We start from the raw sequence: 25,487 nt of genomic DNA on the forward strand, positions 1-25,487 counted from the left end.
GCCATAATACCCGAATGAAACACACTGTCAAACTCTCTGCGTAGCTTGTTACAGGGCGTCTGTTATGATCCTTGCCACTGAATGTTTCAAACCGGAGGAGTGTCGCCATGCGCGAACAGGATTACGCAGTGAACAACAGCGTGCAGGCCGAGCAGCTAGAGGTTAGCCGTGTCCTGCGCAACACTTATGGCCTGCTGGCACTCACGCTGGCTTTCAGCGGTGTGATGGCCTACGTCGCCCAGCAGATGCATGTCGGCTACCCGAACGTGTTCGTGGTGCTGATCGGCTTCTATGGGCTTTTCTTCCTGACCAACAAACTTCGTGATTCGGGCTGGGGCCTGGTCTCGGCGTTCGCCCTGACCGGCTTCATGGGCTTCATACTCGGCCCGATCCTCAACCTTTACCTCAAGATGCAGGGCGGCGCTGAACTGGTCAGCTCGGCCTTTGCCATGACCGCACTGGTGTTCGGTGGGCTGTCGGCGTATGTGCTGATCACCCGCAAGGACATGAGCTTCCTGGGCGGTTTCCTCACTGCCGGGTTCTTTGTACTGGTGGGGGCGATGCTGGTCAGTTTCTTCTTCCAGATCAGCGGCCTGCAATTGGCGATCAGCGCCGGTGTCGTGCTGTTTTCCGCGCTGATGATCCTGTACCAGACGAGCGCCATCATTCATGGCGGCGAGCGTAACTACATCATGGCCACCATCAGCCTGTATGTATCCATCTACAACCTGTTCATCAGCCTGCTGCAGCTGTTTGGCCTGATGGGCCGTGACGATTGATTGCAATGTGCTACCCAGAAGCCCGCTTCGGCGGGCTTTTTTTCGCCCGCGATTTGTATTGTGGCCATTTGCCCCAAAAGTGCCGCTATGTGATGGCGACTTTGAATAAATGATCTACACCTATGGCAAGGAAGCGGTATTGCCAGGAAGGTCTGAAATGAATCGCTTGCCCTGCGAACTCTCGCATCAACCCCTGAAGCACCTTGTGTTCGGCGACCGGGCCAGGACCGACCGTGTCCGGCTTTGAGCCAAAGGAGGTCATTCACACCTTAGAAAGTGGACCGTGACAGGCTTGGCACCGTGCCGCCTGAAAACAGAAGGAGGTCCTGCGCATCGGTCAGGAAGCCGATGAGAGGGCACCTCCCTATAAGGAGATATTGTATGAACCATCCCCAAGGAAAAGTCGTTGCGTTTCTGATCCTGGCAGGCGCGATGTCCGTGACCTGCGTCCATGCCGGAACCTTCCCTGATTTTGGCTATGCCCCTCCCAAAAGTGATTATTCCGGAGAGCTTTTCCAGCTCAGCCAGAACTATCCCACCGTGGCGCCGGGCGCATCTTCGATGCCTGCGTTCTTCAAGCAGCTCCCCAAAACATTCTCCAACGACTTTGAAACCTGGCGCCCCTATATGAACGAGGCGAAGAAATACTGCCTGGAGGGCAATACCGGGATTGGCTGGAATGTGCAAAAAAACAAGGTTCGCCAGTGGTATCACATGCCTTGGCAGCATTACGGTCTCAATGGTCGTGAGGGTATCCACGGGCTTACCAAGGAGGCGCCGATCCAGCCCCAACAGTTGGCGAGTACGCAAACCGGCAGTGGGCAGACTTACGCGGTGGGCATCTACAACGACATCGGGGCGTACACCATTGGCCAGGTCTGGAAAGACCCGCAGAACCCCGATCCGAGCTACACCTCCAAACCCAAGGGCTTCGGCAACGGCACGGTCGTGTGCAAGGCGCTGTTTGCCGATATCGACGTCAGTACGGTGCCGTTCCTGGTCAATCCATTGCTCTGGAAGGCTTACACCGCCAAGACGTTCACTTCGACAAGCCGTGCGGTAACCAATGTTGCGCTGATACAGATGGACATCGCTGTGCGCGACACCCGGGTGAGCGAGACCGGCTGGCTCTTCGGCACTTTCCAATACAACGGTACCATTACCGGTAAAGCGAATTGGGACAACCTGGTGCCGGTGGGGATCATGTGGGGGAACGATCCCCAGGAGAACGGCCATGCGTTCACCAACCCGACGCCCACCGAAACCAAAATCAACCCGGCGTTGAAGCAGACCGCAATCAATGCCAATACCAAGGAACTGCCGCCGACTCATCTGGGCTGGAACGGGCGCCTCAATGGTCCGGTGGACAATCCCCAGGCGTCCTGCACGAGCTGCCACATGACCGCGGAATACCAGCAACGGGCGCCGATGAACCCAACGTTCCAGGCCAATCCGCCGCCAGTCGGCGGTGATGTCTGGATGCAATGGTTCCAGAATATTCCGGCCGGGCAGCCTTTCTCACCGGCTACACAAAGCACGGACTACAGCTTGCAATTGTCCGGAGCCCTGGCCAACTTCTATAACTGGAAGTGCAACCTCAGTGGGGTTTATGCGGACAAAAAGAATGCGTGCGACAAGGCACAGCCCCTCACGTTGATGAAAGAGAGCAATGTGCCCGAGGAGGAGGTGTACAAGGTACAACGCAGCCCGGAAGCGGAATAACGTAAGCCCGGCCTCGGTCCATCGCCGAGGCCGGATCCGGCTCAGGCCATCGGTGGCAGGCGCCGTTTGACCGGGGTCTTCTTGACGATGGCGGTATTGGTTTCGGCAAGGACATTGAGCTTGTCCAGTAAGCTATCCAGCTGTTCCATCGAGCGCACGTGCAGCCGGGCGATGAAGCAATCGTCGCCAGTCACCTTGTCACATTCGGTAAATTCGGCGATGGCCTGGATCTGCCGTTCCACTTCCTGCAACTGCCCCGGTAATGGGCGGATGCGGACAATGGCCTGAAGCTGGTAGCCGAAGCACTTCGGGTCAACCTCAACGGTATAGGCCCTCAGCACGCCGCGTTCCTCAAGCCGCCTCAGGCGCTCGGCCACGCTGGGCGAGGAGAGGCCGCTCAGGTTCGCCAGGGCTTTGAGCGAGCGCCGTGAATCTTCCATCAGCGCACTGATGAGAATCTGATCAATATCGTCCGTCATGTCGACTCCGTTAGGCGAATGCCTGAAGTTGCCTTGATAAAAAAGGTCGAACGGCAGTTTAGCCTTTTTCAGCCCATGGAGAAGCCGTTCACTGGCTTGGCATACTGTGCCCCACTTGCTGAAGGAGCCTGATGATGGACAAGACCTTACGTCGCGGTTCGCTGGAAATGACCGCCGCCATGCTGATTTCCGGAACCATAGGCTGGTTCGTGCTGGTTTCCGGCTTGCCGGTGCTGGATGTGGTGTTCTGGCGTTGCGTATTCGGCGCGGCCACCTTGTTGCTGATTTGCGCCGGTTTCGGTTTTTTACGCCGGGACATCCTGACCCGCACCACATTTCTGTTGGCGGTGCTCAGTGGGGTGGCAATCGTTGGCAACTGGGTGTTGCTGTTCGCCTCCTACTCACGGGCCTCGATCGCCATCGGCACTGCGGTGTACAACGTCCAACCGTTCATGCTGGTGGGGTTGGCTGCGCTGTTCCTGGGGGAGAAAATCACCGCACAAAAGCTGTTCTGGCTGATGGTGTCGTTTCTCGGAATGCTCGCAATTGTCAGCGCCCACGGTGAACAAGGGCAGGGCAGCGGTGAGTACCTGGTGGGCATCGCCCTGGCCCTGGGGGCGGCGTTGCTGTATGCCATTGCCGCGTTGATCATCAAGCGCTTGACCGGTACTCCACCGCACTTGATTGCGCTGGTGCAGGTCAGCACTGGTGTATTGCTGTTGGCTCCTTGGGCAAATTTCTCGGCGTTGCCGCAACAGCCCGAGGGCTGGGCCAGCCTCGTCACCCTCGGCATGGTCCATACCGGGGTCATGTATGTGTTGCTGTACAGCGCGATCCAACGCTTGCCGACCGCGATCACCGGCGCGCTGTCATTCATCTATCCAATCGCGGCGATCTTCGTCGACTGGTTCGCCTTCGGCCATCGCCTCGAACCGCTGCAATGGCTGGGTGTGGCGGCGATCCTGCTGGCGGCTGCCGGCATGCAGCAGGGCTGGGGCATCAAGGCGCGGCATCCAGCCCTGCAGTAACGCGGGTCAGAAGATGTAGTCGGTGGTCAGGAAGTTCGAGTCCCGCTCGCGGATGATGTCGCTGATCAGCGCCTTGTTGCTCTCCTGGAATTTGGTCGCCACCAGGGTGCGGATCGAAAAGGTCCGCAACGCATCGTGCACGGACAAGGTGCCCTCCGCCGAATTCTTCCGGCCGTTGAACGGGAAAGTATCCGGTCCGCGTTGGCACTGGGCATTGATGTTGATGCGCCCTACCTGGTTGGCGAACGTGTCCACCAGCTTGCCGACTTCAGCCGGATGAGTACCGAAGATGCTCAGTTGCTGGCCGAAGTCGGACTCCAATACGTAGTCGATTACGGTATTGAGATCGCGATACGGCACGATGGGCACGACCGGGCCGAACTGCTCTTCGTGATAGACCCGCATCGCGGTGTTTACCGGATAGAGCACGGCGGGGTAGAAGAATGAGCTGCGGGATTCGCCGCCGTGTGCATTGGTCACCGTCGCACCTTTGGCCACCGCATCGTCCACCAGGGAGCGTAGGTAATCGATCTTGCCGGCCTCGGGCAGTGGCGTCAGCGCCACGCCGTCCTCCCACGGCATGCCCGGCTTGAGCGTGGCGAGCTTGGCGTTGAATTTCTCGATGAATGCGGGTGCCACGTCCTCATGGACGAAGAGGATTTTCAACGCCGTGCAGCGCTGGCCGTTGAAGGACAGCGAGCCCGTCAGCGCTTCGCTGACGGCATTGTCGAGGTCGACGTCCGGCAGCACCAGTCCCGGGTTTTTCGCATCCAGCCCCAGGGCGGCGCGCAGGCGGTGCGGGCGCGGATGGAGCTTCTTCAGGTCACTCGCGGCCTTGTTGGTGCCGATGAAGGCAAAGATGTCGATCTTGCCGCTGGCCATCAACGCGCTGACGGTTTCCCGGCCGCTGCCGTAGATCACGTTGATCACACCCGCCGGGAAACTGTCGCGGAAGGCTTCCAGCAGCGGACGCACCAGCAGGACGCCGAGCTTGGCCGGCTTGAATACCACAGTGTTGCCCATGATCAAGGCGGGGATCAGGGTGGTGAAGGTCTCGTTCAGCGGATAGTTGTAGGGCCCCATGCACAGGGCCACGCCCAGGGGCACGCGCCGGATCTGCCCGAGGGTGTCCTGTTCCAGCTCGAAACGGCTGGAGCGCCGGTCGAGTTCCTTGAGGGCATTGATGGTGTCGACGATGTAGTCGCAGGTACGGTCGAACTCCTTCTGGGAATCCTTGAGGTTCTTGCCGATTTCCCACATCAGCAGCTTGACGACGGCCTCGCGCTGCTCACGCATGCGCGCCAGGAAGGTTTCCACGTGGCGGATGCGCTCGGCCACTCGCATCGTCGGCCACAGACCCTGGCCGCGGTCGTAAGCCCGGACGGCGGCGTCCAGGGCGGTGAGGGCGGTTTCGGCGTCCAGCAACGGCGTACTGCCGAGCACCACCTGTTCGTCGCCTTGTTCTGCGGCCAGGTACACCGGGCTGCGCACGACGGCCAGCGGTCCCGGCCAGGTCTCGAGGACACCATCGACCAGGTATTCACGCTGCTCGATCCGCTCTTCGAGGCGATAGGCCTGGGGGATATCGGCGGCACAGGGAAACAGATTGGCGATGAGGTTGGCTGTGGTCATGTCGTTACTCCATCAAAGAAATGAACCCTGGACGACTCACCGTCGTCTTCGCTTCCAGGGTTATACGCCTTAATGGGGGGAGTTTTTAAGTGGCAAGGGCCGGCAGCTGCGTTTTTGCCGACCCGGATGCGCAATGCTGCTCACTTGAGACTTGCGCAGTTCGGTGTCTCACCAACGCATCCGTACGCCCAGGCTGGCAATCACGCCATTGAGGTCGTTGTCGTCGACGTCGCTGCTGTAATCGGCGCTGACGTACAGGCTCACCACGGGCGTGACCCGGGCGACCAGGCCCAGGCCCAGCTCGACGGTGGAGGATTTTCGGCTGCTGCTGATCTTGTCGACCTTGTCCAGGGAAAGGGTGTCGGCGCTCTGGACGGTGTGCCACAGGTTGGTCCGCACGTAGGGTTCCACGCCGAGGCCGTTGACCTCGTAAGTGCCTTTGAGCCGTGCCCCCACACGTCCGCTCCAGGTACTCAGTGCACTGCTGTTGCCGTCCTCGGCGTTACCGGTGTAGAGGGTCACACGCTGGTTGATCAATTGCGCCTGGGGTTCGACCACCCAGTTGTCACTGATACCGATGGGAAAGCCGCCCTCGACCGACAACGTGACGGCGTTGCCTTCGGCCGCCTGGCGCTGGCCTTGTTCGGTTCGGCTGTAACCGTTGACCCGGCCGCCACTGGCGCTCAGGTCCACATGCCAGCCAGCGGGGCTGGTGAGGCTCCAGTAGGCGCCCAGGTTCGTTCCGTGCAGGTTCAGCGCATCTGTGCCCGGCTCGGCCATGGCCGGGCTGACCAGCACGCCGTCGACATTGGCGATGATCTGGCTTTGGCCACCGATCAGGCCCATGCGCTGGGTATGACCGTTGTCGTTGTGCAGCGTGAACAGTGCGGGACCCTTGTCGGATGCAGAGTCGGGATTGATGAGGGTGGCGTTCGGGTTGTCGGCGGGTGTTTGGCCATACCAGGGTTGCGAGGATTGCTCGACGGGCCAGGCCATGACCTCCATGGATGAGCACAGCAGTAACGAAGTCGACACGGTGTAAAAGGTGGTCGTGATTTCTTGTGGACGGAGGGAAGTTCTCATGGGGGTCTGCCTTGCAATCGCATGCGTCTCTCGCTTAGGGCGTCTCTCCTACCCCGAATGAGGGGCGACCGAATGGATTGAGGCAAGTCTCGGGCGGCCCGCCGCAACGGGTTCCCGAGACCTGCCCCTGACTGTATTTCCGGGGGTAGTACGGTGTAGTCAAGAAGACCGATGTCATCGCGTCAAGAAACTGTGCGATGAATGGCGATATGAAATCAGGTCAAATAAATGACTGATTCTTTTCGGTTATCCGTGCTTCTGATTGACGTCAAATCATCGTCGGATGAGGCGACTTAGCGTCACCAACTGACCCGCACACCGAGATTGCCCGCCACGCTGCGTTGCTGGTTACTGTCCAGGTTGTTGCTGTAGTCCGCGCTGGCATAAACGCTGACGGCCGGGGCCAGACTTACGATCACGCCGACGCCCAGATCGCCGGTGGAGGCGCGTTGTTGGGTCTTGACTCGCTCGGTGTTGTCGAACGTCACCGTGTCGGTGCCGGAAAAGGTGTGCCACAGATTCGCCCGCAGATACGGCTCGACGGGCATGCCACTGACTTGATAGCGACCCTTGAGTCGGGCGCCGAGACGGCCAGTCCAGGCACTGTCGGAATCGAATTCGACCCTGGAGATCCCGTCGTCCTGGGTGTCCAGGGAGATTTTCTGGTGGATGACCTGGACTTGGGGTTCCAAGACCCAGTCGGTGGCGACAGCGAATGGGTAGCCGGCCTCCGCGGAGAGGGTCAGCGCGTGTCCGCGATTGTCGATCTTGAGTCCGCGGTCGGAGCGGTTGTCGCCGTCCAGCCGGGTGCCCATCACGACCGCGTCGACGTAACCGCCGGTGGGATCGATGAGCGTCCAGTAGAGTCCGTAGCTGTCGCCGTCGAGTTCTATCTTGCCGGCGCGTCGGCCCTGGAAGCCCAGGTTGAAACCGTCGACGTGACCGTTCAGTTCGGTGTGGCCGACGAAGAAGCCGATGCGCTGGGTCTGGCCGCCGGACATCGACGAGCTGTACAGATCGTTGCCCACCTGGAAGCCTTTGATGGAACCGTCGAATCGAGGCGAAACCGTACCGGCCCAGCTCTGGTCCAGATCCTTGCCATAGACCCGTCCCCAACCCGCGCTGAACGCGCCGGTTTCGGTGAGCAGGCGCTGGTCGCCCTGGCGATCATGGAAGGTGCCCAAGGCCATCAGGGTCAGTTGCGCCGCGGCAGGAGGCAGCACCGACCAGGTGGGCACTTCCGGGCGATACAAGGGGATGGGCGCGGCGCCTGGCACTGCAGCCGGTAGCGCGGGCAAGTCCGGGCTGGGCGCCGCCACCGGTCCGGCGACCACGGTCGAGCGCAGGTACCAGTTGTTTTCATTGCCGTTCACGCCGCCCTTGAACAAGCGGTAATCGAAGGCGCCGGCCGACACCGCATTGGCCAACGAAAACGCGCCGCTGTTGCTGACCGCGCCGCCCTGGGCCTGGACCAGCTCGATGCCGTTTTGCGTGGTCAGCGCGCCCGCACCCCCCAGATTCGTGACGGTGATGGCGGTGGTCCCCGTGAGCGTTCCACCATTGACCACCAGCTTGTCGCTGGGAGAGTCATCGGCTCCCAGGACCGATTGCAGGCGTAGCTGGCCATTGTTACCGACGTAGTTACCCTGCACGGTGAGGGTGTCGTTGGTGCGGGTATTGTCCCGGGTGAGGTCCACCGTTCCGCCGTTGTTGAGCGTTGCCAACTGGCCGGCGGTGAAGGGTGTAACGCTGCCCCGGGTCGAGGTCAACACGCTGTTGCTGTCCAGGGTGAGGGTGCCCGTGGCGGAGGTGCTGTCGCCCAGCACCAGGGCGTCGTTCAGGTCCAGCCGCGAGCCTTGGGTAAGGTTGACGCTCTCCCAGTTGACGTAACGGGCTCCCGTGCTGGAAGTGCTGCCTTCAAGGGTCAGCGCGTCCTGGCCCAAACCGCCATTCAGGCTGGGGGTGATGGCGAGCGTTGTTTCATCGAGACCGCGCAGCAGTGCCGTGTCATTGCCGTCGCCCATCAGAATGGCAGAGTGGATCAGTCCGCCGCTCCACTGCAGTTGGTCATTGCCGGTGCTGGCTCGGACCTCGCCGATGATTTCGCCACCGCTGACAGTAATGCTGTCATTGCCGCCACTGACGCTGACGTTGCCGCCGATGCGTCCCGCAGAGAGGATGATGGTGTCCTGGCCGAAACCGGTCACCAGATTACCGATGATCTGGCCGCCTGACATGTCGAAGAGGTTGTCGTCGAGCTTCATATCGACCCGCCCGATCGTGCCACCGCTCATGTGGGCGATATCGCCGTCTTCGAACGCGTCGACAATGGTACCCCCGGACATCGTGAACGTGTCGAGGCCATCGCCCTGGGACAGGGACAGGATGCGGCCGCCGGTCATGAGAAAGTCGTCGGCCTCTGAACCTTGGCTCACGTCACCGTCAATTACGCCATTGGCGTGGATTTCGACGCGATCGACGCCTTCGTCAAACGTGACGTCGCCTTGAATGACGCCGCTGCCGTTGGCAGGCATCGTGAGGCTGTTGTTGCCCGAAAGGTCCGTCAGCCCGGGGCTGGTGCCGCTTTCGCAGACATAGGCGTCATTGCCTGCCGTTGGCGTCAGGGTACAAGCCGCCATGGTAGTGGGAACGGGGAACAGGAAGGGGGTCGATACCCAGAAGACATTGAACAACCGCTTGAAGCCATGATCGTGCGAGCTCATGTGCTATCCCTCTGCATCGGCATTCGGGGAACGCCGGTTTCAGCATCGGCTGCACAACAGCTGGCACACAGGGCCTGGCAACGCTCGCTGTATGGGATGGCACCGTAACAATGAAAGATCGGTGTCGCTACTGTCAGAACTTACAGGTGGCACGTTGTCATCAGCGATCCGTCGCGGGGTTCACAGATGCACTTCCACGGACAGCGGCAGGTGATCGCTCAAGTGCGTCCAGGGTTTGCTACCGAGGATTTTCGGGGCATGGCTGGTGGCATTGCGCAAGTAGATGCGGTCCAGGCGCAGCAGGGGGAAACGGGCCGGGTAGGTCCTGGCCGGACGGCCGTGGTGGTGTTCGAAGGCTTCGTGCAGATATCGACGTTGGGCGAGGGTGATGTTGCCGCGTAACTGCCAGTCGTTGAAGTCGCCAGCGATGATCACCGGGGCGTCCTCGGGCAGGGATTCGAGCAATTGGCAGAGCAGCTTGAGCTGCAATTGGCGGTGGCTTTCCAACAGGCTCAGATGCACACAAATGCCATGGACTTCGGCGTGCCCCGGCACGTCCAGCACGCAATGCAACAAGCCACGCCGCTCCGGGCCGGTGATGGAAACGTCGAGGTTGCGGAACTGGCGGATCGGGTACTTGGACAGCAGCGCATTGCCGTGATGGCCGTCGGGGTACACCGCGTTGCGGCCATAGGCGAAGTCGCTCCACATGCTGTCGGCAAGGAACTCGTATTGGGACGTCTGGGGCCAGTTGTCGTAGCGCGAGGCATGGCGGTCATGCTCGCCCAGGACTTCCTGCAGGAAAACCAGGTCCGCGCCGGTACTGCGCACCGCTTCACGGAGTTCCGGCAGGATGAAGCGGCGGTTGAGGGCGGTGAAACCCTTATGGGTATTGACCGTCAGAACCCGCAGCCGATGGACCGCCGCAGGCGTGTCCAATGGCACCGATTCGACAGCCCGCCAGTCGGGATCGCGAGTCACATTCACTCCTGAATCAGACGTACCTGTTCATGCGACTGATGAGGAGCATCGGCAGTTCCGGATATTTACTGTTTCAGCCAGCTTTCATGTTGATCCCATCACCGATTTCACGAGCAGGCTCGCTCCCACAGGGGATTTGTAGCGACACTGTATTGTGTGACCATCCGAAACCTATGTGGGAGCGAGCCTGCTCGCGAAGAGGCCCTACCTGACCCAACGCTTTCGTGGTGCTTCAGATGAACACGATCTCATACGGCAACCCCATGCGATCCAGGATAACCCGCGGCACCAGCGGGGCGATGCCGCTGGCGGGCTCGCCGTTTAGCTGGCTGGCGTAGGCGTGCATCGCGTGCCGTTTGCGGGCGGTGGTCCAGACGTCCAGGCGCAGTTTTCGCGCGCGGTGCCAGGGGATCTTGTTCTGCTCACGAACCGGCCAATGCCAGGCCCACACCGGCAGTTCGTTGAAGGTCGCCCCGACACTTTCGGCTGCCAGTGCTCCTGCACGGCCGACGGTCTCGTGATCGCTGTCGCCATCCTTGCGCCAGGTGCCGAACACCACGTCGCCAGGCCGCAGGTAATGTCCGATGAAGGCGGTCAGCTGTGCCTCATGTTCGGTCAGGGCCTTTTCCGGGAAGCCGCCGCGCACCCACTGCAAACCATGGGTCGGTATGCCCAGGCGATGCAGCGCGTCCACGCTTTCCTGGGGATGGGGGCGATAGATGCGCAGGCGTTCATCGGTCCACAACGGCGAAGAGGGATGGTTGAGGTCACCGTCGGTGACCGAAATCAGCAACATGGGATAGTCCAGGTTGCTGAGCAACTGGAGCAGTCCGCCACACGCACCGATCTCATCGCCAGGGTGCGGGGAGAGGATGACGGCACGGGCACCGGCGGGGATGAGCGTCTGGGTGCTGATGATGGGAATGTCGGCCAACTGCGGCGAGCTGTTCCAGATTTGCGGATGCTGCCGGCCTTGCAAGCGAGAGGCAAGTTTCATGAGGTACGTCCTTGTTGTATTCAATCTTTCAGCCACGCGTCGGGCCGACTGCCCGGGTGCGCCCCGAAGGGGCTGGCTGCGATCCGCAGTGCTCCGAATCCTGGAATACCGCCTGCGAAGTATTGACCATGACGCTCGATTCGTCGCGTCACTTGTGTATCTGAACTGCAATTTTTTATTCGAACTGGACTGTGCAAGCCCGGTGATGCGCCACCAGAGCCGCGTCCTTGCGGCTCCTGATGGTTTGTAACCTTTTATCACCTGTCCCGCTTTTCTTCTTCGCGCTGCAACTCGAACAACAGCAAGGAACGGCCCGTGACCGAGTATTCGGAGTCGAAATCAAACCGCTCCTGACCCCGCACCATGGGCTGGTTGGTGTCTACCATGCACGTCCAGAAGCTGCCTTCCGGCACTTCCGGCAGACGGAAATTGACGATGTCATGGTGCGCGTTGACCACCAGCAACAACGTCGCGTCACCGCCCTTGCGGCGGATGCCGGTCTCCTGGGCGCGACCGTCCATCAGCATTCCCAGGCAGCGACCGTGGCTGTCCTGCCACTGTTCGATGGTCATCTCACTACCGTCCGGTGCCAGCCAGGTCACGTCCTTGACGCCGATATCCTCGTTGTAGTTACCCACCAGGAACCGTCCACGGCGCAGGATCGGGTAGGCCAGGCGCAACTTGATCAGGCGCTTGACGAACTGCAGCAGTGCCGCGCCATCTTCGCTCAGGCCCCAGTTGACCCAGCCGATCTCGCTGTCCTGGCAATAGGCATTGTTGTTGCCATGCTGGGTGCGGGCGAACTCGTCCCCGGCGACGATCATCGGTGTGCCTTGGGCCAACAGCAGGGTCGCGAAGAAGTTGCGCATCTGCCGATGGCGCAGAGCATTGATCTGCGGATCGTCCGTCGGGCCTTCGACGCCGTGGTTCCAGGACAGGTTGTTGTTGCTGCCGTCCTGGTTGTTCTCATCGTTGGCTTCGTTGTGCTTGTCGTTGTAAGACACCAGGTCATTCAAGGTGAAGCCGTCATGGGCGGTGACGAAGTTCACCGAGGCATAGGGGCGGCGCCCACGCTGATTGAACATCTCGCCCGAGGCGGTCATGCGACTGGCGAAATCGGCAAGCTGGCCGTCGTCGCCTTTCCAGAACGCGCGCACGGTATCGCGAAACTTGTCGTTCCACTCGACCCAGCCCGGTGGGAAGCGTCCCACCTGATAACCACCGGGGCCACAGTCCCAGGGTTCGGCGATCATTTTCACCTGGCGCAGCACCGGGTCCTGGCGGCAGGCAACGAGAAAACTGTGGCGCTCGTCGAAACCGTCGTGATACCGGCCGAGGATGGTTGCAAGGTCGAAGCGGAACCCGTCGACGTGCATCTCCGAGGCCCAGTAGCGCAGGGAGTCGGTGACCATCTGCAGCACGCAAGGGTGGCTCAGGTCCAGGGTGTTGCCGGTGCCCGAGTCGTTGATGTAGTAGCGTTTGTCATCGGGCATCAGCCGGTAGTAGGAGGCGTTGTCAATGCCACGCATGGACAGGGTCGGGCCTTGCTCGTTGCCTTCGGCGGTGTGGTTGTAGACCACGTCGAGAATCACCTCCAGGTTGGCATCGTGCAGGTGCGCGACCATTTCCTTGAACTCGGCGATCTTGCCACTGGCCAGGTAGCGCGGGTCCGGGGCGAAGAACGCAATGCTGTTGTAGCCCCAGTAGTTGGTCATGCCCTTGTGCAACAGGTGCTGGTCGTTGACGAACGCATGGATGGGCAAGAGCTCGACCGACGACACGCCCAGCTTGCGAATGTGCTCAAGCACGTCATCGACCATCAGCCCGGCGAAGGTCCCGCGCAGATTTTCCGGTACGGCGGGGTGACGCATGCTGATACCGCGTACGTGGGTTTCGTAGAGGATGGTCTTGTCCCAGGGCACGCTGACGCGATGGTCGTGGCCCCAGGTGTGGGCAGGATCGATGACCTTGCACTTGGGCACGAATGGAGCGCTGTCGCGTTCATCGAAACTGAGGTCGCCATCGGGATGGCCGATGGTGTAGCCGAACAGCGCCTCGGACCATTTCAATTGGCCCACCAGTTGTTTGGCGTAAGGGTCGATCAGCAGTTTGTTGGGATTGAAGCGATGACCGTTTTCCGGATCGTAGGGACCGTAGACCCGGTAGCCGTAGATCAAGCCCGGGTGGGCATCGGGCAGATAGCCGTGGTAGATCTCGTCGGTGTACTCCGGCAACTCGATGCGTTCGAGTTCGACCTCGCCGGTGTCATCGAAAATACACAGTTCGACCTTGGTGGCGTTGGCTGAGAACAACGCGAAATTGACCCCCAGGCCATCCCAGGTCGCACCGAGCGGGAACGGCAGCCCTTCGCGAATCCGCGAGGCCTCGATAACAGGCGGCGGGGTGGTTTTCTTTGGACGGGTCATGGGTTGCTCCTGCAAAAGACAGACAGATACGGCAAAGCGAGTGGTTCAAGAAATTCATGGATTTCAGAGTGACTGGAACGGGTACAGCTCTTTCTGGTAAAGGACTTTGTGGCGAGGGGATTTATCCCCGCTGGGCTGCGCATCAGCCCCAAAAGCTTAGGGCCGCTTCGCGCCCCAGCGGGGCGGTACGACGTCTCGCTGAGTCCCCTCGCCACAGGGGTTGTGCCAGCCTGAGCCCGAGGGTCAAACCGCCGGTGGCTTGCGCGCCGCGCGTGGCTTCTTCTCAGCTGGCTTGCCAGCTGCTGGTGCCGCCGCAGCGGGTTTAGCCGCTGGTTTGGCCTTGGGCGTGGTGCTTTTTGGGGCAGCCTTGGCCGTGGTGCTCTTGGCTGCCACAGGCTTGATGCCGTTGGCCTTGCTGGCGGCGGGTTTGCCGGCGGCCTTGGCAGGCTTGCTCGGTGCCAGGGCCTCGGCTTCGGCCAATTTGCGCGCCATCTCCCAATGACGATCCTCCTGCCCGGCAGGTTTACCTTCGGACTCCCAGATCTGATAGGCGAATTCACGAATGCGTTTATCGTCGGTACTCATCGCAATGCTCCTGACATGACTCAAGATGGGATAAAGACGTTGACTGGGAAATCCCCCAGCGCGTTGCTGACCATCAACTCCCCTTGGGGTGTGACTGCTGCATGTTTAAAAAGTCCCTTCAGTTTTTCACCCTCTACGGCGAACGGTAACGAAACGCGCGTATCGCCCCAATTCGAAGCCGACACCCAGGGTTCGGTACCGTTTTCCAGCAGGCGGGCGGCATGGATCGGTACCACCACGATCGCCCGCTGTTGCTCGTGCTCACGCATGAAAGCCAGGACCCGGTTCGCGTGCTCGCCGGTCACGGGTAATGGCCGGTAGCTGCCCTGGCGGAACAGCTGCGGGTACTCGGCCCGCAAGGCCAGGGTCCTGGCGATCAGGGCCTGCTTCACCCGGCCATCGCGCCAGTCGCGTAGCAGTTCGGCAGGGGAGCTGCCGGCCTGCATGGCCTGACGGCGCGCGTCGAAGTCCACCGGGCGCCGGTTGTCCGGGTCCACCAGGCTGAAATCCCAGAACTCGGCGCCCTGGTACAAATCCGGAACGCCGGGTACGGTCATGCGCAGCAACGTCTGTGCCAGGCTGTTGAGGGCGCCCGCCGGAGCGATGGATTGGACCGCCTCGGCGATGGCACTGCGCAGTGGCAGCCCTTCATCGCACAGCAACAGCCGTTCGAGGAACATCTGGGTTGCCTGTTCATAGGCATCGTTGACCGCCGCCCAACTGCTTTGCAGCTTGGCTTCCCGCAACGCCTTGCGCTGCCACTGCCACAGGCGTTCGTTGTAGGTCGAGAGTGCCTGGTGATCGTTCAGATCGAGGTCCAGTGGCCAGCTCCCAAGCAACGCCTGGTACATGATCAGCTCATCGCCGGCCGAGGGTGCGGCGGGATCGCTGTGCAGCGACGGCGAGAGAATTCGCCATTGTTCGACGCACGCGGTGTACCACTCTGCGCGCTCGCTGAGCACCGCCAGCCGCGCCCGGGTGTCTTCGCCGCGCTTGTGGTCGTGGGTGGCGGTGGTGATCAGGTTGTCGGGAAAGTGTTCCAGGCGTTCAAGGCCAGCGTCATGAAACTCCTGCGGCGGGGCGCTGAAACGCTCGGTGTTGTAGCCCACGTCGTTGCGCGACAGCAGTACCGCCGAGCGATACAGGGCGGTGTCCTCCACGGCCTTGGCGGCAGCGGGTGAGGTCAGTTGCTGGAAGCGAACACAGGCATGGCGCAGCCGTTTGCGCTGGCTCCCTCGTGGGCGTTGCCGCCAGGACATCCCGCCGAGCCAGTCGGCCAGGCAATCGAGCACTGGCCAGTCGGCTTCGCTGAGAGTTTGCCTCGCGCCTTCCAGAGCCTTGCGGAAAAACACCTCGTCTTCGACGCTGCGGCCCAAAGGACTGATGTAGGTGCGGTACACCGGGAAGTGCACGATGAGCTCCTGCAACGCCCTGCGAATCGCGCCGAGGGTCAGGTCGCGGGTCATCACGTCGTCCCGGGCGACCTGTAGCAGGGCCTGGGCGACGCTTTCGAAGTCGCCGGCCAGGGAACCGTTGAGAACCTGCTGGCGAGCCAGGCGGGCTTCTTCGATGAAGTGCGCCGGCCGCTCGCTGTGGCGGCTCCAGAACTCGGCGAGGGGGCGGCGCCGCTCGGATCATGCTGCAGCAGTGAAACCTGGTTCATGAATTCGTAGCCGGTGCTGCCATCGATGTTCCAGTCCCGGCGCAGCGTCTCTCCATCGCCGAGGATTTTCTCGACGAAGATCGGCAAGTGTCGCGACGGTGACAGCGCATCGACACGCCTGCGCAATTTCCGACAGTAACCGCGAGGGTCGGCCAATCCGTCGATGTGGTCGATCCTCAGGCCATCCACCAACCCATTGCCGATCAATTCGAAAATCTTTGCGTGAGTCGCTTCGAACACCGCCGGGCGTTCGACCCGCAGGCCACCCAGCTCGTTGACATCGAAGAAACGTCGCCAGTTGATGTCATCCGCCGCCGTGCGCCAACTGGCGAGGCGATAGCTCTGGCGCTCCAGCAGTTGATGCAGGCGTTCGAAACCTTCGGATTCCTCGGAGTCGTAACCGCGCAGGTTGTCTTCGATGGCGGCCAGGATGCCGGCTTGCTTGGCCAGTTCGCTCAGTTCCTGCTGGAGCGGGCGGGCGAGGGTATGGGCGTCGGTCTGGTAGTTCAGTGTGGTGAACCGCTCCGCCAGAGCCTTGAGGGACTCGGCCTGTTCGGGTGGAAGGGTGTCGGCGGGTCTGAGCAGTTCGCCGTACTGCATCGGGCAGATGGGGAAGTGGTGCTCGTAATGTTCGACGTAGAAACGGCCCATGGCAGCGTCGAAACGCAGCTTCAGCGTACCTTCCTGCAACGCCACGCCGTAGTCGCTGCCCAGGAATGGCAACAGCAACTGGCCTTCCATCAGTGGATCGGGAGAGTGCCACTGGATATCGAAGAACTGGCCGTAGGGGCTCAGGCGTCCCCATTCCAGCAGATCCAGCCACCAGGGGTTGTCGTTACCGCCGACCGCCATGTGATTGGAGACGATGTCGAGGATCAGGCCCATCCGATGCTCGCGCAAGGCCGCTACCAGGCGCTTGAGCGCGGCTTCGCCACCCAGCTCGGGATTGACCAGGGTCGGATCGACTACGTCATAGCCATGCATCGAGCCGGCCCGAGCCTTGAGCAGGGGCGAGGCATACACGTGGCTGATGCCCAGCGAAGCAAAGTACGGCACCTGCGGGACCGCATCGTCCAAGGTGAAGCCTTTATGGAACTGCAGGCGCAAGGTTGCCCGCAGGGGTTGGGTCGACGTCTGGTTCATTGGTCACGCTCGTTCGCCTGAAGTCTCGCACAGGCGAGTATTTCCAGACGCCGTGCGGCGTCCGGGCCATCCAACAGCGCCTGACTCTCGCCAGGCAGGCGCCTGCGCCAATTGGGGTGAGTGTCGGTGGTGCCAGGCAAGTTGGCCTGCTCGTCGATGCCGAGGGCGTCTTCGAGCGGCAGCAGCACCAATGGCGCACGGGTATGGCCGAGGAAGCGCACGCTGGCGTCCAGCACTTGATCGGTTTCGCGATGTTCCTCGCGAAAGTTCTGCGGGTCTTGGTTCAACACGTCGCGCAGCCCCTCGCGTTCACGCTCGCGATGCCGACGCCAGTCCATTTCGGTATGGGAGTCGATCAGGTCCAGGCGGGCGTTCCAGTCGATGTCATGACCGTGCCACCAGCCATTGAGGGTCGGCAGGTCATGGGTGCTGGTGGTCGCCAGGGCATTGTCCGGCCAATCGAGAATGGGCTTGAAGCGGGTGTTGTCCTGTTCGAACAACAGCACCCGCATGCCGAGGATGGAGCGGGCGCTGAGCTTCTCCCGCAAGCCATCGGGCACGGTGCCGAGGTCTTCGCCGAGCACGATGGCCTGATGACGATGGGATTCGAGGGCCAACAGGCGCAGCAAGTCGTCCACCGGATAATAAAGGTAGGCGCCATCGCAGGGTGGCGCATCGTTGGGGATCACCCACAGCCGTTGCAGGCCCATGACATGATCGATTCGCAAGCCGCCGGCATGGGCAAAGTTGGCCCGCAGCATTTCAATGAAGGCGCGAAAGCCATTACGGACCAGGCCTTCCGGCGAAAACGCCGAGATGCCCCAGCCCTGACCGGAACGATTGAGGATGTCCGGTGGCGCCCCCACGGTCAGCGAGGCCAGCAGTTCATCCTGGCGGCTCCAGGCCTGGCTCCCGGCGCCGTCGGCACCCACCGCCAGGTCGGCGATCAGGCCGATGCCCATGCCGCTGGACCTGGCGGCGCTCTGGGCCCGTTCCAGGCACCGCGCAATCAACCATTGGCAAAAGGCGTAGTAGCCGATTTCGTCGGCGTTTTCCTCGGCGAAACGTGCCAGCGCCGAACTGCGCGGGTTGCGCCACTCTTCGGGCCATTGACGCCAATCGAGGCTTTCACCGCGGGCGGCGCGTTCCGCTTGCAGGGCTTCGAAGCGGCAGTGATTTTCCAGGGCCTCGCCGCTGGTGTGGCGGAAACTGCTGAAGTCTTCATGCAGTGGGTGTTCGCCCTGGCTGAAGCCGTCGTACAGGGCGCGCAGGATCTTCTGCTTGGCCTCGGCCGCCACCGGCCAGTCGACCAGGGGCTGTTCTTCCAGGTGGCGCAGTTGATTGACCAGGCCCGTCGCGTCGATGGCCGTGCGCAGGGCCCGTTCCCCCAGGATTGTGCCCGGCGCGGCATAGAGGCTGTTGAGGAACAGGCGGCTCGAGGGCGAGTACGGGCTATAGCGCCCGGTGTCGCTGCTGAACATCGCGTGTATCGGGCTGATCGCCAAGGCGTCGGCACCGCGTTCGCCGGCTACCCGTGCCAGTTCCTCCAGCGCCTGGGTGTCGCCGAAGCCACCGTCGCCAGGACGGCGCAGCGCGTACAGCTGTGCACTCAGGCCCCAGGCCCTGGGCGTCGGATCGTCGACGGCCTCGGCCACGCTGTAGCAGCGGGCGGGCGCCACGGCCAGGGTGAAATGCTGGTCCTGGATGCGGACCTGCTGATAGCCCACCGGGATCATCCCCGGTAGCTTCGCGTCGGCGTCGAGCTTCAGGTTCAGCGTCGCGCCGTCCTCGAGCTGGATTTCGCAGGGCATCGAGCCTTGGAAATAGCGGCTCAGGTCGACGTTGGCCCCGACATCGGCGGTGATCAACGGGGGTAGACGATGGTTCTGCTGATCTTCCTGCAATTGCAAAAGACTGGCGTCGATTTCCTGAGCACTGCCGGCCGGATGGCCCAGGCCCGTCAGGACCGAGCGCAATACCGCCGGCGAGACTTTCTGGGCTCGGCCATTGGCGTCGATCCAGTCCACCGCCAGGCCCGCGCGGCCGGCGAGGATTTCCAGTTGCGCATCGCTCATGGGCGCTCTCCAGTAATGTTGGGCAACGTTGCCGCTTGTGTCAGAGTGACCAGCGCGCTGTAGGGCGCAAGAGCACCCTGTTCCAACAGACCCATGGCTTGCTGTGGATGTTCGAAAAGAATGCGCGCCTCCTCTGGAGCGCTATGTTCAACCGGCTGCCCGCTGAGGTTCAGGTCGATGCGCAGCACGCTGCCGTCCTCCATCCGCCAGCGCGCACTGATCGCGCCGTGGCCCAGTACGTCGGCGCCCAACGCCTGGATGGCGGGCAGGCGCGGAACGATCTCTTCCCGGCGGATCTTCAGCAGATGGCGGTATAGCGCCTCGTTGGCTTGCTGCTCCGGTCGGCGGGACTCCAGGTTCGGTCGTGAGGCATCGAATGTGGCGGCTGCGTTGGGATCGGGAATGCGCTTGCGTTTCTCGGGGTCGGCGAAGGCACTGAAGGCCTTGAACTCGTTGCGCCGACCCTCTCGCACCAGTTCTGCAAGCTCACCATGGTGGCTGGTGAAGAACAGGAACGGCTGTTCGGCGAGTACTTCATCCCCCATGAACAGCAGCGGGATCATAGGACATAACAGCAACAGCACCGTCGCTGCCTGCAGGGCCTGGGGCGGGGCCAATTGGTGCAGGCGCTCGCCCAGGGCCCGGTTGCCGACCTGGTCATGATTCTGCAGGAACAACACGAAAGCGTTGGGGGGCAGATGACTGCTGGGTTCGCCCCGGGGCTCGCCATGGCGATTGATATGACCCTGGAACACGAAACCCTGGCTGAGGCAGCGCGCCAGTTTTTCCGTCGGCTGTTCGGCATAGTCGGCGTAATAGGCGTCGGTTTCCCCGGTGAGCAACACATGCAGGGCGTTATGGCCGTCGTCGTTCCACTGGGCGTCGTAACCCTGTTCGAGCAGGCTGGCCTGGTTGTGTTCGTTTTCCACGGTCAGCCAGACATGCCGCGCCGGGTCGACCTGCTGGCGCACCCTGGTGGCCAGTTCCTGGAGAAAATCCGGGTCTTCGATCGCGTGCACGGCGTCCAGGCGCAGGCCGTCGAAGCGGTATTCCAGCAGCCACATGAGCGCATTGTCGATGAAGAAATCCCGCACCTCGCGGCGCCGGAAATCGATCGCCGCGCCCCAGGGCGTGTGCTTGTCTTCGCGAAAGAAACCCTTGGCGTAGCGATGCAGGTAATTGCCATCGGGGCCGAAGTGGTTGTAGACCACGTCCAGAATCACCGCCAGCCCATGACCGTGGGCGCTGTCGATCAGGTGCTTGAGCTGTTCCGGCGTGCCATAAGAGGCCTGGGGGGCGTAGGGCAATACACCGTCGTAACCCCAATTGCGGTCACCGGGAAACTGGGCCAGTGGCATCAGTTCGATAGCGGTGACACCCAGTCCGGCCAAGCGGGCCAGTTGTTGCTCGACTCCCTCGAACCCACCAAGGGTGCCGACATGCAGTTCGTAGATCACTGCTTCGTACCAGGGGCGGCCGGACCATTGGCTGTGTCGCCATTGGTAAGCGTGGGGATCGACCACCACGCTGGGTTGGTCGATATCTCCGGCCTGGGCGCGCGACGCCGGGTCGGGTACCTCCAGTTCACCGTCGATGTTGTAGCGATAGCGGGTGCCAGCGGGGCAGCGGGTCTGGATCATGAACCAGCCGTTGGCTTGGGGCAGCAGCGGTATTGAATCGCCAGTGTCGAGTTCGACACTGACGTAAAACGCATCCGGGGCCCACAGGGCGAAACGAGTGTGCTCGGCATCAAGCATGATCGCGCCGTGGGTCCAGGTGTCAGGCGTCCTTGACGGCATCGATCACCTCATTGTCTGGCCGATTTACCCAGGGATTTAGCCACCAGTTGTTCGTAGAGCTCGGCGTAGGGTTCGACCGCCTTGCTCCAGTTGAAGGGTGCCGACATCGCCCGGCAGCGCATGGCATTGAGTAATTCGGGGAAGGCGAAGACCTTGAAGGCGCGGCTTAGTGCCTGCTTGTAGCTGTCCACGGTGGACTCGGCGAACAGGAAGCCGGTGACGCCGTCTTCAATGGTGTCGGCCAGGCCGCCGGTATTGCGCGCCACCGGCAGGGAGCCGAAACGCTGAGCATACATCTGGCTCAAGCCGCAGGGTTCATAGCGCGATGGCATCAGCAGGAAGTCGCTGCCGGCGAACATCCGTCGTGCGTCGGTTTCGTTGAAGCCGATGCGCACGCCTATCCGACCGGGGAAGCGTAGCGCCAGCTCACGCATGGCCTGTTCCTCTTCCGGTTCGCCACGGCCGATGATCGCGATCTGGCCGCCGGATTCGACGATGAATTCGGCTACGGCTTCGGTCAGGTCCAGGCCTTTCTGATACACCAGGCGGGACACTACGGCAAACAATGGGCCCTTGGACTCGTCGAGGCCGAACAGTTCGCGCACGTGGTCGGCGTTCACTGCCTTGCCCTCCCAGTCGCCGATGGCAAATTGGCGGAACAGATGCGTATCGGTGGCCGAGTCCCAGCTCTCGTCGATGCCGTTGGGGATCCCGCTGAGCAGGCCTTGTTGGGTCTTGGCCGCGAGAAAACCGTCGAGCCCGCAGCCGAACGCCGGGGTGGTGATTTCCTGGGCATAGGTGGCGCTGACCGTGGTGATGTGGCTGGAATAGGCCATGCCCGCCTTGAGAAACGACAGCTTGCCGTAGAACTCCATGCCTTCCTGCTGCAACGCGTGCTCGGGAATCCCCAGCTCAGGGCAGGAGGCCAGGCTCACCACGCCCTGGTACGCCAGGTTATGGATGGTGAACAGGGTCGGGGTGCGCTGCCCGCGCCAGTGCATGTAGGCGGGTGCCAGCCCAGCCGGCCAGTCATGGGCATGGACCAGGTCGGGGCACCAGTGGATCTGCGCCAGGTTGGCGGCGATGTCTGCCGCGGCCAGGCCCAGGCGTGCGAAGCGGATGTGATTGTCCGGCCAGTCGCGACCATTGTTGGCCCCGTAGGGCGAGCCTTCGCGGGCAAAGAGTTCGGGGCAGATCAGCACGTAGATCACCAGGCCGTCAGCCATGTCCATGCGCCCGATCTTGCAGGGTGGCAGCGCTGCATGGCCGCCCAGTTCGCCGATGATGTGGATCGGGTTGCCGCTGTTCATCACTTGCGGATAACCGGGGATCAGTACCCGGACATCATGCAGACCGGCCATCGCCCGGGGCAGTGCGGACGAGACGTCGCCCAGGCCACCGGTCTTCACCAGGTCGGCGATTTCCGAGGTGACGAACAAAACTTTCTTGCGGTTAGGGTTCTGGCGGACGACGGGGAGCAGTGCCTTGCCTCCGGTGGACAGCACCGGTGCCGTCGGCGATTCAGCCGCCGGCGGTAATTGTGAACGGACTTGTTGGGGTTCCAAGGCAGCACTGATCATAAGTATCTCCTGTATCTCGATCTGTTTCCGGCAAGCGCCAGAGCTGTTGTTTCAATGGCCGAATCCTGCGGCCAGGCGCACAAGCGCTACGCAAGGAGAGCAAAGCGCTGCCCAATGCGGCAAAGCGAATCAGGTAATGGGGCTGTGCAAGGACTGCACCAGCCGCTGTTGCCCTTCCTCTAACCTGACCCGTCGCCGTTGCGAAAAGTTTCGACTTTTTTTCCACTGGATGACCGGTCGGTTTTCCCCCCGGATTGGCAGTCTAGGTCAGAACCTAGAGCGGTGCGGTGCGCTTCGTCGATTTGTCGGACAATCACGTTTTTTGTCGGCAATGTCTTACATGACGAAGGGAGATACGCGCCGACGAAGTGCACTTACCTGAAACAAAAATGCGGTAGGGGGCAGGGGTGGTTTCATCTGCGTGCGCGATCGGGTGACGCGTTGCACCATTGAAGTGCGTGAGCGATAGAGGCGTTTTGATGGCTATATTGATCGAAGGCAGGTGCTGTTTCTGTGGGAGGGAATTAGCGGGGAATGGCGGTCTGCCATCTAGGTGTCGACTGCTGAACCGCTATCGCGAGCAGGCTCGCTCCCACAGTGGTTCTCCAGTGTTGGCAAGATCGGGGTCGCCCCAAATCTCCCGTGGGAGCGAGCCTGCTCGCGATAGCGATCTGTCGACTATGCGGGCGGGGTCAGCAAGCGGATCGGTGCTCCGGCGGCCCAGGCTTGCAGGTCCTCGATCATCTGCGAATAGAATTGCTGGTAGTTCTGTCGGCTGACGTAACCCACATGCGGCGTGGCCAGTACGTTACCCAGCGTCCGGAACGGGTGATCGGCGGGCAAGGGTTCTTGTGCGAATACATCCAGGGCGGCGCCGGCCAGGCGTTTGTGCCGGAGGGCATCGATCAGCGCGTGTTCATCGACAATCGGCCCTCGTGCGGTGTTGACCAGCAGCGCCTCGGGCTTCATCCAGCCCAGCGCCTGGGCGTCCACCAGGCCTCGGGTGCGTTCGCCGAGTACCAAGTGGATCGAGAGAATGTCCGCCTGCTCGAACAACTGTTGTTTGCTCACGTAGGTCACGCCCACCTCGGCGGCCTGTTCGGCGGTGAGGTTCTGGCTCCAGGCGATCACTCGCATGCCGAACACCTGGCCGAACTGTGCCACTCGCTTGCCGATACTGCCCAGGCCGAGGATGGCCAGGGTCTTGCCATACAGGTCGCCACCCAGGCCCTGTTGCCACAGGCCCGCGCGCAGGGCATTGGCTTCCTGGACGAGGTTTCGGCTCAAAGCCATCACCAATGCCCAGGTCAGTTCGGGAGCCGCGTGCTTGTAGCTTTCGGTGCCGCACACCTGGATGCCCAGCTCGGCAGCGGTCTTGAGGTCGAGGGCGGCATTGCGCATGCCGCCGGTGAGCAGCAGCTTGAGATTCGGCAGGCGACGCAGCAAGCCTTCGTCGAATGACGTGCGCTCGCGCATCACGCAAATCACGTCGAAGGGCGCCAGGCGTTCGGCGAGGGTATCGCGGTCGGCAGGGTAGTCATGGAGAAAAGTCACCTGGCCGATGCTGTCCAGGACCGACCAGTCCACTACGTCCCGCGCCACATCTTGCCAATCGTCGATGACCGCTATTTGCACCGCCATGGGGCACCTCGTCAGGGAATGGGTTTGTTCAGCCAGCTCAGCAACGCTTCATGGAAGCGGTCCGGCTCCTCCATCTGCGGAGCGTGCCCCAGAAGAGGGAACTCCACCAGGGTCGACCGAGGGATGAGTTGGGCGGCCTGCTTGCCCAATACCTCATAGCGACCCAGTTTGGCTTTCACCGCTGGTGGAGCGATGTCGCTGCCGATGGCCGTGGTATCGGCGGTGCCGATCAGCAGAAGGGTCGGCATCTTCAGGTCCTTGAATTCGTAGTAGACCGGCTGGGTGAAGATCATGTCGTAGATCAGCGCCGAGTTCCAGGCGACCTGGGTGTGTCCCGGTCCCTTGTTCAAGCCGGCGAGCATGTCTACCCAGCGTTCGAACTCCGGTTTCCAGCGGCCGCCGTAGTAAGTCGTGCGCTCGTAACTGCGAATACTGTCGGCGTTGAGCTTCAGCTCCCGTGCGTACCATTGATCGACGGTGCGGTAGGGCACGCCAAGAGCCTTCCAATCTTCCAGGCCGATGGGGTTGACCATGGCCAGGCGCTCCACCTGATCGGGAAACTGCAAGGCATAACGGGTGGCGAGCATGCCGCCGGTGGAGTGCCCCAGGACGATGGCTTTCTGTATGCCGAGAGCCTTGAGCAGGGCCTGGGTATTGGTGGCCAGTTGTTGGAAGCTGTACTGGTAGTGATCCGGTTTGCTGGACGTGCAAAAACCGATCTGGTCCGCTGCGATCACCCGGTAACCGGCCTCGCTGAGGGTCTTGATCGAGTCGCCCCAGGTGGCGGCGCAGAAGTTCTTGCCGTGCATCAGCACGATGCTGCGGCCATTGACCTTGCCCTGGGCCGGTACGTCCATGTAGCCCATCTGCAGGGATTTGCCCTGGGACTGGAAGGCGAAATGCTTGAGGGTATAGGGGTATTCGAAACCTTGGAGTTCCGGCCCATAGGCCGGCCCTTGCTGGTCGCTTTCGGCATGGGCGAGCAGCGGCAGGGCGGCGGTCAGGAACAGGCTGGGTAACCAGCGAAGAGTGGCGCGCGGCATGGTCGATCTCCTTGTGGCAGCCGGACGATCCTGGGGCGGCCCGGTTATGGCGACATTAACCACAGGCAATCGACAGGCCGGAATGTTCAACCTGGCCGGGGGAAATGC

16 protein-coding genes and 1 pseudogene are annotated in these 25,487 nt (G+C 61.8%); 3 read left to right on the plus strand and 14 right to left on the minus strand.

Going from position 1 to position 25,487, the window contains the following annotated elements:
• Window positions 1–107: 107 nt before the first annotated feature.
• Both PCOSP_RS14225 and PCOSP_RS14230 read left to right on the plus strand, forming a co-directional pair.
• Window positions 108–779, plus strand: coding sequence for a Bax inhibitor-1/YccA family protein (locus PCOSP_RS14225; RefSeq protein WP_139645354.1), 672 nt, complete (start codon window positions 108–110; stop codon window positions 777–779).
• A 381-nt stretch (window positions 780–1,160) separates the two neighbouring features.
• The gene (locus PCOSP_RS14230) at window positions 1,161–2,501 is read left to right on the plus strand and encodes a hypothetical protein (RefSeq protein WP_464711791.1); all 1,341 of its coding nucleotides are present in this window, start codon (window positions 1,161–1,163) and stop codon (window positions 2,499–2,501) included.
• A 41-nt stretch (window positions 2,502–2,542) separates the two neighbouring features.
• Here the strand turns inward: PCOSP_RS14230 and PCOSP_RS14235 are convergent, their stop codons facing one another.
• Window positions 2,543–2,980, minus strand: coding sequence for an Lrp/AsnC family transcriptional regulator (locus PCOSP_RS14235; protein WP_139645358.1), 438 nt, complete (start codon window positions 2,978–2,980; stop codon window positions 2,543–2,545).
• Between the two features lie 134 nt (window positions 2,981–3,114).
• On the opposite strand from PCOSP_RS14235, the gene PCOSP_RS14240 reads away from it, so the two are divergent.
• A complete protein-coding gene (locus PCOSP_RS14240) occupies window positions 3,115–4,008 on the plus strand; it encodes a DMT family transporter (RefSeq protein ID WP_175386125.1) in 894 nt (297 codons plus the stop codon).
• Window positions 4,009–4,014: 6 nt separating this feature from the next.
• On the opposite strand, the gene PCOSP_RS14245 is transcribed toward PCOSP_RS14240, so the two are convergent.
• From PCOSP_RS14245 to PCOSP_RS14305, 13 genes and pseudogenes are all read right to left on the minus strand, one after another.
• Window positions 4,015–5,640 carry an NADP-dependent glyceraldehyde-3-phosphate dehydrogenase gene (locus PCOSP_RS14245; protein WP_464711792.1) on the minus strand — a complete coding sequence of 542 codons (1,626 nt, stop codon included), beginning with the start codon at window positions 5,638–5,640 and terminating at the stop codon, window positions 4,015–4,017.
• A gap of 168 nt (window positions 5,641–5,808) precedes the next feature.
• A complete protein-coding gene (locus PCOSP_RS14250) occupies window positions 5,809–6,723 on the minus strand; it encodes an autotransporter domain-containing protein (protein WP_464711794.1) in 915 nt (304 codons plus the stop codon).
• A 299-nt stretch (window positions 6,724–7,022) separates the two neighbouring features.
• Window positions 7,023–9,446, minus strand: a complete 2,424-nt coding sequence (locus PCOSP_RS14255) for an autotransporter family protein (RefSeq protein WP_464711796.1) — start codon at window positions 9,444–9,446, stop codon at window positions 7,023–7,025.
• 180 nt (window positions 9,447–9,626) lie between these two features.
• A complete protein-coding gene (locus PCOSP_RS14260) occupies window positions 9,627–10,427 on the minus strand; it encodes an endonuclease/exonuclease/phosphatase family protein (protein ID WP_139645369.1) in 801 nt (266 codons plus the stop codon).
• A gap of 232 nt (window positions 10,428–10,659) precedes the next feature.
• Window positions 10,660–11,424 carry a PIG-L deacetylase family protein gene (locus PCOSP_RS14265; protein ID WP_175386131.1) on the minus strand — a complete coding sequence of 255 codons (765 nt, stop codon included), beginning with the start codon at window positions 11,422–11,424 and terminating at the stop codon, window positions 10,660–10,662.
• 257 nt (window positions 11,425–11,681) lie between these two features.
• Complete coding sequence (gene glgX / locus PCOSP_RS14270; RefSeq protein WP_464711797.1) at window positions 11,682–13,850, minus strand: glycogen debranching protein GlgX; 2,169 nt, start codon at window positions 13,848–13,850, stop codon at window positions 11,682–11,684.
• A gap of 243 nt (window positions 13,851–14,093) precedes the next feature.
• Complete coding sequence (locus PCOSP_RS14275) at window positions 14,094–14,435, minus strand: DUF2934 domain-containing protein (protein ID WP_175362593.1); 342 nt, start codon at window positions 14,433–14,435, stop codon at window positions 14,094–14,096.
• A gap of 20 nt (window positions 14,436–14,455) precedes the next feature.
• A pseudogene (locus PCOSP_RS14280) lies at window positions 14,456–17,241 on the minus strand (malto-oligosyltrehalose synthase).
• Window positions 17,238–19,316 (minus strand): 4-alpha-glucanotransferase, encoded by a 2,079-nt coding sequence (malQ, locus tag PCOSP_RS14285; protein ID WP_139645382.1) that lies wholly within the window; start codon window positions 19,314–19,316, stop codon window positions 17,238–17,240. Before malQ ends, PCOSP_RS14280 begins: the two are co-directional and overlap by 4 nt.
• A complete protein-coding gene (gene treZ / locus PCOSP_RS14290; RefSeq protein ID WP_464711799.1) occupies window positions 19,313–21,115 on the minus strand; it encodes a malto-oligosyltrehalose trehalohydrolase in 1,803 nt (600 codons plus the stop codon). Before treZ ends, malQ begins: the two co-directional genes overlap by 4 nt.
• 8 nt (window positions 21,116–21,123) lie before the next feature.
• On the minus strand, window positions 21,124–22,695 hold the full coding sequence (gene glgA, locus PCOSP_RS14295; protein ID WP_139645386.1) for a glycogen synthase GlgA: 1,572 nt from the start codon (window positions 22,693–22,695) through the stop codon (window positions 21,124–21,126).
• A gap of 678 nt (window positions 22,696–23,373) precedes the next feature.
• Window positions 23,374–24,336: a D-2-hydroxyacid dehydrogenase family protein gene (locus PCOSP_RS14300; protein WP_464711801.1), complete on the minus strand. Its 963-nt coding sequence runs from the start codon at window positions 24,334–24,336 to the stop codon at window positions 23,374–23,376.
• Window positions 24,337–24,347: 11 nt separating this feature from the next.
• The gene (locus PCOSP_RS14305; RefSeq protein ID WP_464711803.1) at window positions 24,348–25,379 is read right to left on the minus strand and encodes an alpha/beta fold hydrolase; all 1,032 of its coding nucleotides are present in this window, start codon (window positions 25,377–25,379) and stop codon (window positions 24,348–24,350) included.
• Window positions 25,380–25,487: the final 108 nt, after the last annotated feature.

Source organism: Pseudomonas sp. MAFF 730105 (genome assembly GCF_055380705.1).

What these genes read in the sequence shown, in the direction of transcription:
- PCOSP_RS14230 (WP_464711791.1), top strand. Translation starts at nt 1,161, where the DNA reads ATGAACCATCCCCAAGGAAAAGTCGTTGCGTTTCTGATCCTGGCAGGC.
- glgX (WP_464711797.1), bottom strand. Translation starts at nt 13,850, where the DNA reads ATGACCCGTCCAAAGAAAACCACCCCGCCGCCTGTTATCGAGGCCTCG.
- malQ (WP_139645382.1), bottom strand. Translation starts at nt 19,316, where the DNA reads ATGAGCGATGCGCAACTGGAAATCCTCGCCGGCCGCGCGGGCCTGGCG.
- PCOSP_RS14265 (WP_175386131.1), bottom strand. Translation starts at nt 11,424, where the DNA reads ATGAAACTTGCCTCTCGCTTGCAAGGCCGGCAGCATCCGCAAATCTGG.
- PCOSP_RS14275 (WP_175362593.1), bottom strand. Translation starts at nt 14,435, where the DNA reads ATGAGTACCGACGATAAACGCATTCGTGAATTCGCCTATCAGATCTGG.
- PCOSP_RS14255 (WP_464711796.1), bottom strand. Translation starts at nt 9,446, where the DNA reads ATGAGCTCGCACGATCATGGCTTCAAGCGGTTGTTCAATGTCTTCTGG.
- PCOSP_RS14225 (WP_139645354.1), top strand. Translation starts at nt 108, where the DNA reads ATGCGCGAACAGGATTACGCAGTGAACAACAGCGTGCAGGCCGAGCAG.
- PCOSP_RS14300 (WP_464711801.1), bottom strand. Translation starts at nt 24,336, where the DNA reads ATGGCGGTGCAAATAGCGGTCATCGACGATTGGCAAGATGTGGCGCGG.
- PCOSP_RS14235 (WP_139645358.1), bottom strand. Translation starts at nt 2,980, where the DNA reads ATGACGGACGATATTGATCAGATTCTCATCAGTGCGCTGATGGAAGAT.
- glgA (WP_139645386.1), bottom strand. Translation starts at nt 22,695, where the DNA reads ATGATCAGTGCTGCCTTGGAACCCCAACAAGTCCGTTCACAATTACCG.
- PCOSP_RS14245 (WP_464711792.1), bottom strand. Translation starts at nt 5,640, where the DNA reads ATGACCACAGCCAACCTCATCGCCAATCTGTTTCCCTGTGCCGCCGAT.
- treZ (WP_464711799.1), bottom strand. Translation starts at nt 21,115, where the DNA reads ATGCCGTCAAGGACGCCTGACACCTGGACCCACGGCGCGATCATGCTT.
- PCOSP_RS14250 (WP_464711794.1), bottom strand. Translation starts at nt 6,723, where the DNA reads ATGAGAACTTCCCTCCGTCCACAAGAAATCACGACCACCTTTTACACC.
- PCOSP_RS14305 (WP_464711803.1), bottom strand. Translation starts at nt 25,379, where the DNA reads ATGCCGCGCGCCACTCTTCGCTGGTTACCCAGCCTGTTCCTGACCGCC.
- PCOSP_RS14240 (WP_175386125.1), top strand. Translation starts at nt 3,115, where the DNA reads ATGGACAAGACCTTACGTCGCGGTTCGCTGGAAATGACCGCCGCCATG.